Genomic DNA, 16655 nt, shown 5'->3' on the forward strand with positions numbered 1-16655 from the left:
CGGTACGACCCGCCCGACCGTCAAAAACGTTGTGACGCTCTTGTCACTACGGTCCGAGTTCAATGGCCCCCGAGAGGAAACAAAAGGGGAGCGGTCGGCCGACCAAGCCCTTCCGGGCAGATTTCCCGGTACCAGGAAACAGGTTCAACGTGATATATTTCCAGCGTGTCCGATCACGAGCGGACCGGCATAAGGGAAGACCGCTGGCGCATTCAGACTCTGGGGGCGTTCAAAGTGTCCTTGGGCCAACGTTCCGCCGCGTTCCCGACTCGGAAAGCGGCCGGGATGCTGGCCTATCTTGCGTATTACTCTGGCAAAGCCGTACCGCGGGACGTGCTCGCCGGCGTCTTTTGGCCGGACTCCGGTCCCGACCGCGCGCGCCAGTCGGTCCGCAACGCTCTGACGCAGATCCGGACGAGCCTCAAGCACGACGACTTCGACGTCGACGGACTGTTCCTCGCCTCGGCGGGCACGGTCGAGTGCCGGGAGGGATCGTTCCACGTCGACGCTGCGGAGTTCCGTCGCTCCGCGGAGGCCCTGATCGGTCGGCCGGATTCGGTGACGACGTCCGAACTCATTGCTGCGTTCGACCTGTACCAAGGGCCGTTCCTCCCAGGTTTCGACGAAGAATGGGTCGTCCCTCAATTGCTGGACCTCGAAGAGCTCTTCGTCACGTTCGCCGAAAAGCTGTGCGAACGGTTGATCGCCGAAGACCTGACCGAACAGGCGGTCGCGACGGGCCGGAAAGCGGTCACGGTATGCCCTTTGAGGGAAGAGTGCCACGTCGCCCTCATGAAGGCGTATGCGGCCGAGGGCCGGACGAGCGCCGTCTTCCGCCAGTTCGAAGCTTTGGAGAAGATGATGGACGGTGAATGGGGAGAACCGCCTTCGACGGCGGCCGTCCAGATCCTCGAGTCGTTGCCCTCGGCCGATCGTCCACCTGCGCGGAGCACGAAGGGCGGGTCCGGCGCGTCACGCCCGGCGACCGGTCGCCTGTTCGGCCGGGACGAGGCCTCCGAGGAGCTGACCGGCTGGCTCAAGCCCGGCGGCGCGTTCCGCTCCGTGACCCTCGTCGGCATGGGAGGTCTAGGGAAGACGGCCCTGGCCGAACAGACCCTCGCCGAACTCGCGACGAACTATCCCGGCCGGTGCTGGAACGTGCCGATGGTCGCCCTACAGTCGGCCCTACAGATCCCGGAAGCGGTCTTGGACGTCGTCGGAAAGGCACGGCCCATGGGCCCGGATCCGATCGACGATGTCGCAAGGGCCATTGGGCCAGGACCTGCCATCGTCCTTTTCGACAACGTCGAGCAGTTGCTGCCCGCGGCCCGACAGGTGATCGACGGGTTTCTCGAACGCTTGCCGCAGCTTCGGATCCTTGCCACGTCCCGTTTGCCGGTGGGGTGCCGCAACGAGCGGGTCTGGCCGATCCGACCGGTCGCCCTTCCTACCGATCCCCGGAACCTCGAAGCCCTCCGCGAGAACCCGAGCGTCAAGATGCTCGTCGACCGCGCCCAAGCCGTCCGACCCGGGTTCTGCGTCACCCCTGTCACGGCCCGGAGCGTCTACGAGCTGTGCCACCGGCTCGAGGGCGTGCCCCTGGCGATCGCGATCGCGGCCACACACTTGGCGACGCAAAGTCCCGCCCAACTTCTCGGTTCCTTGGGACGTAGCCTTGACCTAGGTGCGGCAGGAGGGACGGTTCCCGAACGCCACCAGAGCCTCCGGGCCGTCGTCGCTTGGAACCATGAGCGGCTCGCTCCCGGCGTCAAGGACGGTTTCGAACGGCTGAGCGTGTGTCGAGGGGGCTTCAACGGGGAGCTTGGACGGTCGATCGTCGGCAATGGATCCGACGTCGTCTTGAAGGAACTGGTCTCGCACGGACTCTTGGGTTGGACCGAGACGGAGGCGGAACTTCGTTTCGAGGCCCTCGAGACCGTCCGCGATTACACCTTTCAGAAGTTGTCCGAGCGGCCGGACGCCCTCCTTGAGGCCGTCGAAGCCCATTTCAGGTACTGCGAGGACCTCGCTCAAGACCCGACGTCGGTCAGCGACCCCGCCGCATGGACGCAGCGCGTGGAGGCCGATCTCGCCAACGTGTTAGAGGCCTTGGCCGCCGCCGCGTCGGGCCGCATCGAAGCCGGACGCGGGTGGTCTTTGGCGCAGTCCCTCAAGGAACTGATCCGTCGTCGTGGTCGGTCGCACGTCTGGTCCGAATCGTTCGCGAAGCTCCTGGAGGGCACGGATCCGGCGATCGATGCCGTGACGAGGGCTGAGGCCCACCTCCTCCTGTCGCAGACGAACTACGGCATGCGGGACATTGCGGCGACCTATCGGCACAGTCTGGAGGCGGTGACAGCCGCGGACGCATCCGGCGACGACAAGCTCCGGGCCGTGGCCCGGATCGAAACCGCGATCCCTGGCTCGCTTCTTGGGCGGTTCGAGGAGGCACGTGCGCATTTGGAGTCGGCCCGCACAATGCTCGATGATGCGGGCGACACGGCCGGACTGGCCGATTGCGAGATCAATCTTGGTTGGCTCGAGTTCGATTCAGGCGACGAGGAAGCGGCCAGGGCGACTCTGCTTGCCGCACTCCGGCACGCCGAGGAGACGGGGGACGGGTCGTTGGTCTCGGACGCGCTCGTCGCCTATGGCTCGGCCTTGGGGCCAGGCCTGTACGACGAAGCGGCGGCCCATATGGACCGAGCTTTGGCCATCCGGGAGGGACTCGGCTATCCCCAACAAGTCGCTCACGCTCTCTACTACCGAGCTTTCTTGGACTATCGCGCCGGACGGAGCGGGTCCGCACTGGGAGGGTTGGTCCGGTCATTGGACCTGTTCGTCTCGAACGGGATCCGGCTCGGTCAGACGCCGTTGTCGGTGAGCGGACTTGTTTTCGCGGCGATCGGTCAGCCGTTGCTCGCGGCCGCCTTTTGGGGACGCGCTCTCGAATCGTGCCGTCGTTACGGCATGCAGATGTTCCCTGTCGTCAAGGCTTGTTTCGAATCCGAGCGGGAACGGGCCGTCGCTTCTTCGGGCGCCCTGGCCTGGGAAGCGGCCCTCCAGCGAGGAGCGTTGGCCGACGACGAGACCCTTCTAGCGATGGTCGCCGAAGCCGAACGGACGCCGTCGGCCGTCGTCGTTCCGGGTTGACGGCTATAATAGACACGTGTCTGCTTCTTCTGTCGTGCAGCACGAGGCCCCGGCGTCCCGGCCGCTCAGCGTCCTCTTCCTGGACCTGAATTCCTATTTTGCGAGCGTCGAGCAAGCGGAGCGTCCTGAACTCCGGGGTCGGCCCACGGCGGTCGTCCCCCTGATGGCCGATACGACGTTCGTGATCGCGGCGAGCTATGAAGCGAAGAAGTTCGGCGTCAAAACGGGAACAAGGGTCAAGGACGCAAAACGGATGTGCCCCGAGATCGAACTCGTCTTGGGTCGGCCACCGCTTTACGTCCACTACCACCGCCGCATCATCGACATCGTCGAAAGCGTGTTGCCCGTCGACAAGGTCTGTAGCATCGACGAGATGCGGTGCAAGCTCTTGGGAGCTGAGCGCCAGCCCGCGATGGCCCGGGAGCTCGCCCTCAAGATCAAGAAGGCGATCCGCGAAGACGTCGCAGAGAACATGTCGTGCAGTATCGGTGTGGCGCCGAACTCGTTTCTCGCAAAGGTCGCGACCGAGATGCAAAAGCCGGACGGGCTCGTCGTCCTCCAAGCCGAAGACCTTCCAGGCAGTCTGTGCACTCTGAAGTTGACCGACTTTCCAGGGATCAACGTGCGCATGAAGGCACGTCTGAACGCGCACGGGATCTTCTCGACCGCCGACTTGATATCACGTTCTGAGCGCGAGCTTCGGACCGCCTTCGGCGGCTACCACGGCGAAAGGTGGTGGGCGATGCTCCGCGGACACGACGCCGGACTCGACATCGAAGAAGGCAAGACACTCTCCCACTCGCACGTCCTTCCTCCGTCGTTGCGGAACGACCTTGGGTGCCGGGAGGTCTTGCTACGGTTGGCCCACAAGGCGGCCGCCCGATTGAGGTCGAAGGGGCTGTGGGCGACAGCGATGGGCGTGTTCGTGAGCGGGAAATCGAGTTGGCACGCGCACTGCGAACTTCCCCCGACCCAAGACAGCGTGACCGTCACCGAGCGCCTCCTGGAGCTTTGGGAGGGCCGTGACTTTCACGACCCCTTGAGCGTCGGCGTGGTCTTTTCGGGTCTGTTGGAGCCCGAACTCGTGACGCCGAGCCTCTTCGACGACACCGTCGGGCGGGCTCGCCTCAGTCAAGCCGTCGACCGGCTCAATCAGAAGTTCGGGAAAAACTCTGTGTTCTTAGCGTCCCTGGAAAAGGTGAAGGACAAGGCTGACGAAAAGATCGCGTTCAACAAGACGTGGCTGTTCAGCGAAGGGAAAGGCGACAACGAGTGGCCGGACACGTTCCGAGGCAACCCCAGATCGAAGTCCGAATACCCTCCCCCGAACGAGGATCCATGTTCACCCGAAAGCTAACCGCGCCGTGGCCGGTCGGCGTCGTCCTCTTCGTGACTGCCACCGTTTTCACCGTATGCCAATGGCGGTCGCAAGGGACGGCCCACTTGTTCGTCGGCCTTCTGATCTTTCCCGGCCTCATGGCCGTTATCGTCACGGGCTTCGTCGGGACGTTCGTTCGGCGACAGGTTCCGATCGGCGTTTTCATAGTCGGCCTAGCGGCCGCACTATCGACCGTCGGCGCCGGCGCGGCCCTCGAACCATCGTTAAGATCGACGTATGTCCTGGACCATCGCCGACCGTTGGCCCCGCTCGTCGAAGAAGCACGTCGCGAGTCCGAGCGGACAAAGGCCGACTTCGTCTTGGACGATGACCGTGTGCGTTCGGCAGGCGCCGTGCGGATCCGGGCCGTTCGCCGTGACGAAGGGTCCGTGATCGAGATCGACACTCCACACGGACCAAGCCTCGAAACGACCGCTGTGTCCCCGGTTCCTTTAAAGTCGGGCCGGAACCTGCAGCTACTGACGAAAGACGGGACCGGTTATTGGTACCTCGTCGACCCTTAGGCCGCGTCTTCGCGGGGCGAATATTCGAACCGCCCTGCCCACCACGAACAGAGCCCCCACAGCCCGGCCACGATGACGGTGAGCACCGTCCACGCCATCGGTTCGGGCACCGATTTCGGCGCAAGCGCCCCTGTGATGACGTCTCCGAGACTCGGCCCCCCAGCGACCACGGCGTGCGGCGCCGCCGACCGCAGATAGGTCAGGATCGACATGTAGTACATGTCTCCCGGCATGTTCGGGACGAACGTCTCCCAACCGAACGCGAACAGAAGGGACAGGATGAGCGACCGGGCGACGACAAGGCTCAAGAACACGAAGAACCCGGTGTAGGCCAGGACTCCGACCGCAAGGACGGCCACGTCCGCGAAGATCCCCGGAGCGGTCACGAACCCCGGCCCGAGGACGGCGAGACCTGCCGCGACGAGGCTGGCCAGTCCGATCCCAAAGCTGACGAGTGAAGCCGCAAGCATCCGGCCCAAGAGAAGCAGGTTCCGCGGGACCGGCCGTGTGATCAGATAGACGATCGTCTTCTGCTCGACCTCATGACTAAGGACCATCGTGCCGAACACCGCGGCGGCCAGGGCGATCACCCGTACGACGACGGCTTGCTCGACCCGCCCGAAGGAGTCCTCCGGCGTGAGGTCGGCCGCCAAAACCGACCACACCTTCCCGATGAGGAAGACCATGGCGACGACCCCTACCCAGGCCGCGACGCGTTGCGGGCGCACCAAGTCCCGCAAAGTCGTTGAAAAGACGTAGCCCGTCATGAGGTCACCAGGTACTGGAAGACCGCTTCCAGATTGTTGTCAGGGCTGTAAAGGCCGGAGATCGGGACGTTTTCTTCCAGCACGAGCTTCGGCAACGTCTCGTAGAACGCGTCAGGCTGGCGCGTCTGCACTTCAAGGGAGCCTCCGTCCGCGCCGATCTGTGCGCTGACGACGAACGGAAGGCTGATCAGATAAGCGGCGAGGATCCTCGGTTCCGAGGTCTCGATACGGATCCGATGGGGATGACGGTCGATGTAGGCCCGAATGGCGCCAAGGTCCCCGCTTGCCAGAAGCCGACCTCGGTGCAGAAGCAGGATCGATCGTGTCATCTGCTCGACTTCGAACAAGACGTGCGACGAGACGACGACAGACTTTCCGCTCTCCGCGAGCTTGTGGAGAACGTCCATGAACTGCCGCCGTCCGACGGGGTCGAGACCGTTCAGAGGTTCGTCGAGGAGAAGGACGTCAGGATCATGGACGACGGCCTGGGCCAGCTTGATGCGTTGCCGCATGCCTTTGCTGAAGCCCTTAAGCCGCCGATCGGCCCGGTCCTCCATGCCGACCAGTTCGACGGCACGGCCCGTCCGCTCTTGGGCTTCGTTCTCCGAGTACCCGGCGAGCCGCGCCATCCGGTGCACGAACTGACGGCCCGTCAGATGCTCGGGAAAGCTGTCGATGTCCGGGCAGTAGCCGAGCTTTCGGTAGACGTCGGGGTTCGCGAAGGGGTCCATCCCAAAGACCCTGACTGTGCCGGTCGTCGGCCTCAATTGGCCCGTGACGAGCTTCAGCATGGTGCTCTTTCCGGCACCGTTCTGACCGAGGAGGGCGGTCACGCCGGGCCCGATTTCGCACGTGACGTCGTTCACGCCGATCACTTGGCCGTACCAACGGCTTGCCGCTTCGAAAACGATCACTTGACGACCTCCACGGCACGGATGCGCTTCCATGCAAGGGCGATGCCTCCGACGGCGATCAAGACCATCGGCACGACGACCAAAGCCGCTGGCGGCGCCGCCATCTGGGGCATGTTCCCTCCTGCCCCGAACGGTTGGGACCCGTCGGTCCCAAGGACGACCTTTGCCCAGCCGATTTGAAGACCGTCGATGGACAGGTAGTACAGGCGCTCGGCCGTCGCCCCAAGGAACTCGTTCGGCTTGTGACGACGGCCACCTTGGCTCACGGCCCAAGCGATGAACATCAGGAACGAAAAAAAGGTCAGCAGGAAAAACGCGGCGGCATAGGCTGCACCCGCCATCCGGCCCTTGTTGAACAACGAGCTGATCCCAAGGATCAAACTCGCCTGGAACGCGGCCGCACCGAGGACCATACCGATCAGCCGGAACCCGAGTGCAGGGTCTTGCTCGATGAACCGATACTCCCGGAAATTCAAGAGTCCGTAGAGGAAGAAGAACGCGGTCGGCACCGCCATTCCGACGGCCAAGGGGACGAAAACTCCGGTCCACTTGCCGATCAGATAGTCGATCTTACGGCACGGCTTGCTGAGATAGACGAGAAGCGCGTTCGTCCCGTTGTCGTTCGCGACCGCTCCGACCCCGACCATCAACCCTAAGGTGAGCCAGATCAACTGAGAGTACGTGAATCCGGTCAAGAACTGGTCCTTCCACACCAGACGGTTGAAGACTTGTTCCGAGATGCCTGGCATCTTTTGCGCGATCCCGAGCTGCTCGAGCACGTACAGGAACGCGATCATGACGAGGTAGTACCAAGCGGCCAAACTCGTGAAGACCCAATACGCGCGCTTCTTAAAGGCCGTCTTCCAGCCCATCCGGGCGATGACGAGCCACCGGCCTCGCGCCTCCAAGTGGGCGCCGGAGTAATCGCGGTAGCTGAGGTCCGCGATGGGCTCAGACATCGACGGCCTCCAGGAACGCGTCTTCCAACGACCGCTCTGCCGGAGCCATGCCCCGGATCTGGGATCCTGACGCGCGAGCCGCCCGGAACAGAAGGGCGGCGGTGTCTTCGGGGCCGCCCGGACCTCGGAACCGATAGTCGACGCCTTCGTTCCGGACGGCTTCAAGGCCGAGCGCGGCGGCCTCTTCCGCGAACGTCGCACTGGGCGAACGGAGGGACACGTCCATGGGGTGCCCTTCGACGCGCTTCAAGTCTGCGATCCGTCCCTGCGCGATCAAGCGGCCCTTCGACAGCACGATGACGTCGTCGCAAGTCCGTTCCACGTCCGGCAACAGATGACTGCTGACAAGGACGTTGACGCCTTTGTCGTGCGAGATCGATCGGATGAGGGACAACGTCTCTTCGCGTCCGATGGGGTCCAACCCGTTGGTGGGTTCGTCGAGCAGGAGGAGCCTCGGGCCGTGCACGAGCGCCTGGGCGAGCTTGATCTTCTGTTTCATTCCCGTCGAGTAGGTTTCGACGTGCCGATAGCGGGCGTCCCCTAGACCACAGTATTCCAAGACTTCGTGCGCCCGGCGCAACGCCTGGTTGGACGGCAGTCCGCCGAGTTCGCCGGCGTAGGCGACGTATTCGACCGCGGACAGTCCGGGAATATGACAGTCCTGTTCCGGCATGTAACCGACCGCCTGACGGATCTGAAGGTCGTGCTTCCCGATCTGCCGTCCGAGCACCGTCCCGCCGCCTCCGCCCGGGTCGACGAACCCGAGGAGGGTCTTGATGAGGGTGGTCTTCCCCGCTCCGTTCGGACCCAGGAGCCCCACGCATCCTTCGGGCACCGTGACGGAGAAGTCCTTGAGGGCGACGAACGAGCCATAGCGGACGGTCAGGTCACGGATTTCGGCTACTGGCATGGTTCGTCCCGGTCTGCGACCCCAGGTTACCGGACCGCCCCCAGAGCCCACCGACAGACTCGGTGTCCGTAAGAGCCTCCGGCGCCTGTCATGCGGACCAAATCCCCAGTTGGTCGCTCCGGTGCGGTCCGGCGGCCCGGTATCCTCGCCCGCCGTGAACGAAACGACTTTAGTCCTCATCAAGCCGGGCGGCGTGAAACGCAACCTTATCGGCGAGATCACCCGCCGGGTCGAGGCCCGTGGCCTCGTCGTCTCCGGGCTCAAGCTCGTCAACGCTGACCGCAACACGGTCGAAGAGCACTATTCCGAGCACAGCGAGCGGCCGTTCTTCAACGACGTGTGCGACTACCTCACCAGCGGCCCGATCGTCTGTATGGCCGTCACCGGCGTCAACGCCGTCAAGGCGATCCGTGCGATGATGGGCGCCACGAACCCGATCGAAGCGGCCCCCGGAACCGTCCGGGGCGACTTTGCCCTGACGATCGACGACAACCTCACCCACAGTTCGAGCGATCCCGAAGCCGCAGCGAGGGAACTCGGCCTCTGGTTCCCTGAAGGCACCGTCTAAGAGCGAGTTCGGTTCGTTCGGAGGTTCGGGGCGGTTCGGAGGTACGGGTTCGTCCGGGTCAGATTGGATCTCGTCGATCGCTGATGCCGCACTCCCGGATTTCCAGTCCGATCCGAACCTCCAAACCGAGCTTAGTGCTCCCAATCCTCGTCCGAGCTGGCCAGGACAAGGAGCAGCGGCGAGTCAGTGCTGAGCCGCTTCACCAACCATCGACACCGGACCTCCCCGCTCGGCACGATCATCGACGCACGGAACCGAAGCCCCTCGCTCGAACTGACCGCTAAACGGAGCGCAGAGGCGAACGCGTCCGCATCTCCCTTTTCGATGCGGTCGACAAGGCTCGACCCTAGGTCGACCACCGCTTGGAAGGTCCGCACGGACGTCGCGTTGCGGGCCACGACGGTGCCGTCCGGCAGGGCCACCAGGGCACCGACGGGCAAGGCGTCGAACACGTCCTGGGCCAACGCCTCTCCCGCGCCGCTCTCGTACTCCGTGGCCTTCTCAGCGACGAGCATTGCGGTCGACAGCACCGACCCGGCACACCCGCGCGTCGCACAGGCGGCCGCGACCTGGGCCCGGTTGATCAGGCCCGTCTTCCTGCGCACCCGGCTCCAGTGCGTCCCCAAAGTGCCTTGCGAGATTTGGAGGCGCCTGCAGATCGAGGAGTCTTTGAGCCCTAAGGTCGCGAGCCGGACGACCGCTGATTCGCGGACCGAAAGCGTCGAGAGGCAGTCGTTCAAAAGGATGCTATTCATGTTTCTCCCTTTTTTGCCGAACGATCGTCCGGCATGTCGGCATTGTTCCCGACATCGTGCGGGAATGTCTACCCTTATTTCCCGTTTCCTGACGGATTTGCGGGCGGACGCTGCGACCCGTCGACCGGCCGGACTCCAGGTCAGTCGCGGGACTTGGCGCCGGGAAGGGCGACCCAAGTCTCTTCGGCCTCGACCAGACCCTTCGTCACGAAGTTGATCCCGGGGAAGCAGCACGGTCTACGCATGCCCTTGGAAAGCTTGTCGATGCCGACCTCGATACGTCGCTCCCGGGTCTCGCCCAGCTTGGCCGAGGCGACCCATCGCACCCATTCCCTTCGGGCCATAGGGGTCACCTTCTCGTACAGGGCCAGCGCCTCAGGGGCCGCCTCTAGGGCTTCGACCCAGTCCGCCGGCACGCGGACCTCCGGCTCGTCACCGACCCGGGTGACCTCGACGTTCACGTTCGATCCTGGTCGGGCCTTGACCGCCTTCAACAGGGCTTCGCTCAGGGCCAGGCCGAGACGTCCTCCGTCCATCCTGGCGACGGGTGCACGGAACGGGAACGCGTCCATCGTCCCCTCGATCTGCAGGCCGTCCTCAGTGTCGAGTGCGGCCTGGAGACCCTCGGGCAATTCGAAGCAGGCTCCTTCTCGGCATTGAAGGACTTCGGCGGAGAACCTTGTCGTCGGTCGTCCTGCATCGGGTTTCTCGCGGGCCATCCTGTACAGTTTACTGTCGGATGCCGAAGAGCCGGGCCGGGCCGGATCATGTACCGTGGCCAAGAGCACGGTACGGGCGACTGCGGGCCTACTTTCCGCCCAGGCCGCTCAATTGGACACCGTCGACGAAGTACTTCTGGCCGAAGACGAACACGAGGAGCACGGGCACGGTCGCCATCGTCGCGAACGCCGTCAGGAGACCGAAGTCGCCGCTCTTGTCCGCGCTGAACAACTGGAGCGCATAGGAGACGGGCATTTTGTCCGACGAAGAGACGTAGATGAGGGGCGACATGAAGTCGTTCCAAACGCCCATGAACGTCCAGACCCCGATGACGGCCAGCGCAGGTTTCACCTGAGGCAACATCACCCTCCAGTACGTCCGCAGAGGGCCGCAACCGTCCATCTTCGCCGCGTCCTCCAACTCTGACGGCAACGTCCGGAAGAACTGTCTCAGCAGGAAGACGTAGAACGTCGAGGCCGTGAAGCTGGGCAACCATACGGGGACGAGCGTGTCCACGGCCCCAAGGGAGCGCCAGATCAAAAACCGAGGCAACATCGTGACGGCCGAAGGCAGCATCATGGTCGCGATCATCACCGCGAACAAGGCTTTGCGGCCCGGAAAGCGGATCCGGGACATGCCGTAGCCCACCAGGGAGCAACTCAAGAGGGTACCGACGACGCTCGCCAAAACGAGCCATAGCGAGTTCTTGACGTAGGCGAGGCCCGAATCCGTGTCCGGAGGCAGCCATTCGAGGGCCTCCGTGTAGTTCTGCCACCGGACTCCTGGCCGTCGGACGGGCTCGGTCACTTGGGCCGTCGTTTCGAAGACCGTTCCTTTCAGGTCGGCCGGTACAAGGACCTCGACCGTCCGGCCGCCTCCAGCTTCTTCTCGGCGAACGAACGCTTCGACCTTGCGGCCTTGAAACTCGGCCGTGACGACGGTTCCCGTCCTGGATTCAGGGCGCGTCGCCGACTCCAGTGCCTCGATCCTCCAACCACGGAACGGATAGGGCCGTTCGATGTCCAAGAGCAGCCGTCCGCCGTTGCGGCCGACGACGGCGGCCGTGACCTCCTTCCCGCGCCAAAGGGTTTTGACGAGCGGGCGATCGGGGTCGATGAAGGGATGCTGGAGTGTGACTTGAGGCACCCACACCAAGTTCGCCCCCGCGTTGTCCTGCTGATCCTTGAAACTGGTCAGCAGGAGCCAGACGAGCGGTACCGAGAAGACCACGGAGCCGCAGACGAGCGCGAAAACGACCGCAACCTGCTTGCCCAGCCCTCTGGAGCGGAAGGCCCTTGACGTCGCTTGGACGATGGCGACAGAGACGACGAAGAGCACGACGGTCGCGATCACGGCTTCCGGCCGAAGCGGGATCGCTCCCCGTAGGAGCTCCGGGCGGATCCCTAGCGCTTGAGCCCAGATCCAGCACATTGCCAGACCGACAACCCAGCCGACGACGGACTTCCAGCCGGCAGTACGTCCTGCCGTTCCGACCGCTCCAATGGCCTGCACGATACGGACGAGAGCACCCAAAGCACAAGCCAGTCCGATCCAAAAAGGAAACGTCATCACGGGCCAGACGATCGGAAGGACGGGAATGCCGGATGCGGGGCGGCCCGGAACCGGAGGCGCGCCGAGACCGCAGAGCCACAGCACCGCTCCAGAAGCGGCCGACACCATCGAGGCGCGCAGGTGCCGTGGATCGCGGCCGGCTCTTGGAGCGACCGCCCATGTGACCGCTTTGGCCGTCGCTGCGAGAAGCAGCACTCCACCGGCCCAAGTGGCGCACGTCGCGAGGAGGAAGAGGAGGTCGAGGGTCACTCGCCGACCTCATAGTAGACCGACCTGCGACCGATCCAGAACTGCACCGCAGTCACGGCGAGGATGACGAGGAACACGACCCACGCAAGGGCCGAGGCGTATCCCAGGCGAAAGTAACCGAAGGCACTCGTGAACAGGTGGTAGACCGGGACCAGGAGCGTATCGTTCGGGCCAGAGCCGTACCCGCCCGTCGCGACATAGACCGGGTCGAACACCTGGAGGGCGCCGATGAACCCGGTCACCGCATTGAAGAAGACGAGGGGGCTGAGCTGAGGAAGCGTCACCGTCCAGAACTGCACTGTCGGTGTCGCGCCGTCCAAAGACGCGGCTTCATAGAGTTCGCGCGGTACACCTTTGAGCCCTGCGAGCCATACGATCACCCCGCCTCCGGCTCCCCAGAGACCCATCAAGATCAGCGCCGGTTTCGCCCATTCTTCGGACGCCGTCCATGCCGGAGGCTGCAACCCGAACCACGGGCCGAGCGTGACGGACCACAGCCCGTTCGCCAGACCCATCCTTGGATCGGGGGCCAAGATCCAGACCCAGAGGACGACCGTCGCGACTCCCGGGACGATCGAAGGCAGCATGAACAACGTCCGGAACGCGGCGATCCCACGGACGGACACGTTCAACAGAAGGGCAAGGGACAGGCCGGTCACGAGCCCGAGCGGAACGCCGATCCCGGCGAGATAGAACGCGTTCGAAAACGCCTTGACGAGAAGCCCACGGTCATGGACCGCGACGTCCTCAAAGTTCTTCCAGCCGACCCAATGCGCTTCTTGGAGGCCGTTGTACTGGGTGAAGGCCAATACGACGGACGCCAGCATCGGCCCGGCGGTCAAAACCAGAAACCCGATGATCCACGGACTGACGAAGAGCAGCCCCCAGAACGCTTCCTTTCGGTGCAACGGACCGAGCTTCTTCTTCTGGAACCACGCGGCGAACAACCCGGCCCCGATCACGAGACCGAAGAGCCCGACGACCGTCGGGATCCGGAGGTCGGCGACGGCAAGCCGGTCCTTTCCGAAGTGCTCGTCCAGCACCCGCTGGACGTTTTCGCGCGCCTTTTTCAGGGCCGACTCCGGCGAGGCGCTGCCGTGAAGCGCAGCGTCCGTCGCCCGGTTCTGTTCGTCCCACATGACCTTGCCGGCCATGGACACCGGGCGCACTTTGGCGTTCGGCAACAACGCGAAGTGGAGACGGACGGCGTCGGCCAAGTCCTTGTCCCTCGGAAGGTAGTCGCGCAGGGACGCCTCGTTCATCGCTTTCTGGGCTGTCAACCGGGGAAAGGTCATTTGCCCGCGCGAACGGTTCAGATCGTCTTGGCGCTCGACTTCGAGGATCCTGCCCTCAAGGCTGGTGACGAACTTGACGAACGTCCAGGCCGCCTCGGTGTGGCGGGCACCTCGTGGGATGCAATAGGCGAAGCCCCCGGCCCAGGTCGACCAGACGTCCGCGACTCTGGCGAATCGTCCGCGCCTGTGAAAGCGGTCGTCCGGGACGGGCGGTGGCGCGGATCCGAAGTCCAACTTCGGCGCATAGCGCGCGATGCCTCCTAACGCCCAGTCGCCGTCGATCTTCATCGCGACCTGGCCCGTGAAAAACGCGTCGTTCGTTTCGCCGCGGAACGTGGAGCGGAAACGGTCGGCGTTCTCGATGCCACCGAGGACGGCGTAGCATTCCTTCATGAAGGTCAGGGCCTGGACCGTTTCGGGGGAGTCGAGCGTGCACGTCCGTCCGTCTGCGCTCAATGTCTGGGCTTCGTTCAGGCCCGCGTACATCGTCAGCCACGAGTCCCCGAAGCTCGGAATGAACCCGGCACGTTTCAATGTCCCGTCAGGGTTCTTCTCGGTCAGGACTCGGCTGTAAGCCAGCAGCTCCGTCCACGTCCTCGGAGCCCTGCCCGGGTCGAGGCCGGCCGATTTCAACGCGGCCGCCCTTTCCTGGAAGACGGACCGGTTCCAGACTAAGATCCGGTCGTCGGCCATCCAAGGCACACCGTAGACCTTGCCTCCGAAACTCGCTTCGTCCCACGTCGCGGCGAAGTACTGCTCGCGCGTCGGGGTCGTCGGATCGGTCCTCCGGTCGCGCTCGATCAGGTCGTCGAGTTCGCGAAAGGCGCCGCGGCTCGCCCAATCTGCCAACGTGAAGCGGTCTTGGTAGACCACGTCGGGAGGAGCGCCCCCGACGATCGCCGTCATGAGCTTCTGCGAACTCATGCCGCCCGAGCCCATCATCAGTGTCTTCACGCGGATGCCCGGGTTGCGGCGTTCGAACTCCCGGAAAACGTCGTTCTGGCCTTTGTCGTTCGGGCCGAGGTTGACGCCCCAGACGACCAGTTCGACGGTTCTGCCCTCGGTGCGAGGGGTACAGGACAGCGCGCAGGCGGCAGCCAACGCGGCGGCCAGGGCCCTCAGTGCGCGCGCCCTCATGTCGACCGATTGTGGCATGAGAGAACGCCGAAGGCCTTGGAGTCAAAGCCCTCGGCGTTGTGCGCCGTTAAGGACCGGTCTGTCGGCCCTTGGATTCCGAAGCGGCGGCCGCTTGAGCATTGAACGCCGAGCCCTTGGACAGCGGTTGGCCATAAAGTTCGGGGTGCTGGTACGTGCCGCGATCGTTGTCCGGCTTCATCGCGACGTCCGGTCTGACATGAGCCCTGGCATAAGGGTCGTTCCGGACGGCTTCGACGCGCCAGGACACTTCGACGTCCGGAGCGCTCGAGCGGACGACGAACGTGTTGCCTCGGATCTTTCGGACGACTTTAGCGGACACGAATCCGTCGCGGTCGCCCTCGTCGACGACGGTCAGTTGATACCGGGCGTCCCGGTTGACGGCTTCGAAGTAGTCGGGCAGACGGACCGTCGCATAGCCTTTGGCGTCCGTCCGCACGTTGCCCGAGTAGGCGTTCAAGGCTTCCGCGCCTTCCGTGCAAAAGTGGGTCAGATACTTGTTCGTCGGATCCAAGGGATGGTCGATCCGGAACGCCTTGATACCGGTCGATGCAAAGTCGCCCAGACAATAGACGCCCCAACCGGACGTGCTGTCGGCCTGGCCGATCACGCCGAAGTTCTCGCCCGAAGTCGACGAGGCCCAACCTTGGACCGCGATCCCCTCGGGCGAAAGGGCCTTGCTCAAAACACCCCGGTTCGACCCGCTCGCCGCGTTCTGGAGCGCATAAGCGGCATAGCCCGACGGACTGTCGGTGCGGAAGTACCCGGCGGCCGGATTGCCCGAAGTCGAGGACGCGAAAGCGAAGACGCCGTACCCTGCGCTCGAACTCGTCTGGAAGTAGCCGCCGTAGTTCGCGCCGGTCGCGGCCGTCGCGTTGCCGCGCACTCCGACGTTGTCGACCGAAGTGCCGAACACGCCGACTCCGTTCGGGCTCGTCGACGTCCCGTAGACGCCGTACGTCGCTCCGCTGGAGGCCGTCGCCATGCCTTGGACGCCCCGACCACTATTGCTGTTGGACGTGAACAGACCTCCGAACGTCGTGCCGCTCGTCGCGCTCGCAAGCCCTTGGACGCCCGTCCCGAAAGTGCTGTAACTACGGAACGAACCACCGATGGTCAGGCCCGTGGTGGACATGTTCGCGCCGTAGACACCCGTCCCTTCGTCGCCGTTCGACTGGAACGTCCCTCCGACCCCGTCACCGGCGCTGGAGAGGCTTTCGCCGCGAACGCCGTCTCCGTTGGGCATGACGGATTGTCCCGTGACTCCCGTACCGGATTGCGACGCCGTATAGCCGAAGACACCGTACGTCGTGCCAGAAGGCGACGAAGCGTAGCCCGTGATTCCGATCCCGTTCGTAGCCGAAGTGACTCCCTGCACGGCGGCCACGCCCGATGTCGACACCGTGACCCGGCCCGCCAAGAGAGTTCCGGAGATGTTGGCGTGGCCCGTCTGTTGCTGTCCAGGCGTCGTCGACTGGATCCGGACGAACGCGGGCAGACTGCCTTCGACCTGGGACCGCGCTTGGCGCGCTGAGACGGCCAAGAGGCAAACGGCAAGAGCGGCTCCGGCCAGGCCGATGCCGGCGCGAGTGCGAAAGGCTTTGAAGTCCATAAGAAAGTCCTTGACGAAGTCAGTGTACGAGGGGCTGCGCAAACGCACCGCTAAGCAGGCGACGACCGATTATTGGACAGCTTTAAGGATTCCGGCACTCCGGACGACCGTCGCCAGGTAAACA

Annotated in this window: 13 protein-coding genes; 4 read left to right on the forward strand and 9 right to left on the reverse strand. The window is 64.2% G+C overall.

The genetic code is table 11. From position 1 onward, the window contains the following. Positions 1–165 precede the first annotated feature (165 nt). The 3 genes from JST30_01230 to JST30_01240 are packed head-to-tail and all read left to right on the forward strand — an operon-like array spanning position 166 to position 5055. The gene (locus tag JST30_01230; GenBank protein MBS1712938.1) at positions 166–3153 is read left to right on the forward strand and encodes a hypothetical protein; all 2988 of its coding nucleotides are present in this window, start codon (positions 166–168) and stop codon (positions 3151–3153) included. A gap of 16 nt (positions 3154–3169) precedes the next feature. Then, positions 3170–4510 carry a DNA polymerase gene (locus JST30_01235; GenBank protein MBS1712939.1) on the forward strand — a complete coding sequence of 447 codons (1341 nt, stop codon included), beginning with the start codon at positions 3170–3172 and terminating at the stop codon, positions 4508–4510. Beyond that, complete coding sequence (locus JST30_01240) at positions 4492–5055, forward strand: hypothetical protein (protein MBS1712940.1); 564 nt, start codon at positions 4492–4494, stop codon at positions 5053–5055. The genes JST30_01235 and JST30_01240 overlap by 19 nt, the downstream gene beginning before the upstream one ends. On the opposite strand, the gene JST30_01245 is transcribed toward JST30_01240, so the two are convergent. Genes JST30_01245 through JST30_01260 form a run of 4 tightly spaced genes read right to left on the reverse strand, consistent with a single transcriptional unit; the run spans position 5052 to position 8605 of the window. Continuing rightward, entirely contained in the window at positions 5052–5822 is a 771-nt protein-coding gene (locus JST30_01245) for an ABC transporter permease (protein MBS1712941.1), read from the reverse strand. The two genes, JST30_01240 and JST30_01245, sit on opposite strands and share 4 nt — an antisense overlap. Further along, positions 5819–6736, reverse strand: coding sequence for an ABC transporter ATP-binding protein (locus JST30_01250; GenBank protein ID MBS1712942.1), 918 nt, complete (start codon positions 6734–6736; stop codon positions 5819–5821). The genes JST30_01245 and JST30_01250 overlap by 4 nt, the downstream gene beginning before the upstream one ends. Then, entirely contained in the window at positions 6733–7695 is a 963-nt protein-coding gene (locus JST30_01255; GenBank protein MBS1712943.1) for an ABC transporter permease subunit, read from the reverse strand. Before JST30_01255 ends, JST30_01250 begins: the two co-directional genes overlap by 4 nt. Beyond that, positions 7688–8605: an ABC transporter ATP-binding protein gene (locus JST30_01260; protein ID MBS1712944.1), complete on the reverse strand. Its 918-nt coding sequence runs from the start codon at positions 8603–8605 to the stop codon at positions 7688–7690. The genes JST30_01255 and JST30_01260 overlap by 8 nt, the downstream gene beginning before the upstream one ends. Between JST30_01260 and ndk the strand changes: the two genes are divergently transcribed. Beyond that, on the forward strand, positions 8604–9173 hold the full coding sequence (ndk, locus tag JST30_01265; protein ID MBS1712945.1) for a nucleoside-diphosphate kinase: 570 nt from the start codon (positions 8604–8606) through the stop codon (positions 9171–9173). The genes JST30_01260 and ndk overlap by 2 nt on opposite strands. A gap of 131 nt (positions 9174–9304) precedes the next feature. On the opposite strand, the gene JST30_01270 is transcribed toward ndk, so the two are convergent. The 5 genes from JST30_01270 to JST30_01290 all read right to left on the reverse strand — a co-directional run bounded on the left by JST30_01270 (position 9305) and on the right by JST30_01290 (position 16531). Continuing rightward, entirely contained in the window at positions 9305–9928 is a 624-nt protein-coding gene (locus JST30_01270; protein MBS1712946.1) for a helix-turn-helix transcriptional regulator, read from the reverse strand. A gap of 140 nt (positions 9929–10068) precedes the next feature. Then, positions 10069–10647 carry a YdeI/OmpD-associated family protein gene (locus tag JST30_01275; protein ID MBS1712947.1) on the reverse strand — a complete coding sequence of 193 codons (579 nt, stop codon included), beginning with the start codon at positions 10645–10647 and terminating at the stop codon, positions 10069–10071. 88 nt (positions 10648–10735) lie between these two features. Beyond that, complete coding sequence (locus tag JST30_01280) at positions 10736–12469, reverse strand: carbohydrate ABC transporter permease (protein ID MBS1712948.1); 1734 nt, start codon at positions 12467–12469, stop codon at positions 10736–10738. Beyond that, a complete protein-coding gene (locus JST30_01285) occupies positions 12466–14901 on the reverse strand; it encodes an extracellular solute-binding protein (GenBank protein MBS1712949.1) in 2436 nt (811 codons plus the stop codon). The genes JST30_01280 and JST30_01285 overlap by 4 nt, the downstream gene beginning before the upstream one ends. Before the next feature lie 67 nt (positions 14902–14968). Continuing rightward, complete coding sequence (locus JST30_01290) at positions 14969–16531, reverse strand: hypothetical protein (GenBank protein MBS1712950.1); 1563 nt, start codon at positions 16529–16531, stop codon at positions 14969–14971. Between the last annotated feature and the right edge of the window lie 124 nt (positions 16532–16655).

The organism is Armatimonadota bacterium, from assembly GCA_018268395.1.
In the GTDB taxonomy this organism is placed as follows: Bacteria; Armatimonadota; Fimbriimonadia; order Fimbriimonadales; family Fimbriimonadaceae; genus JAEURO01.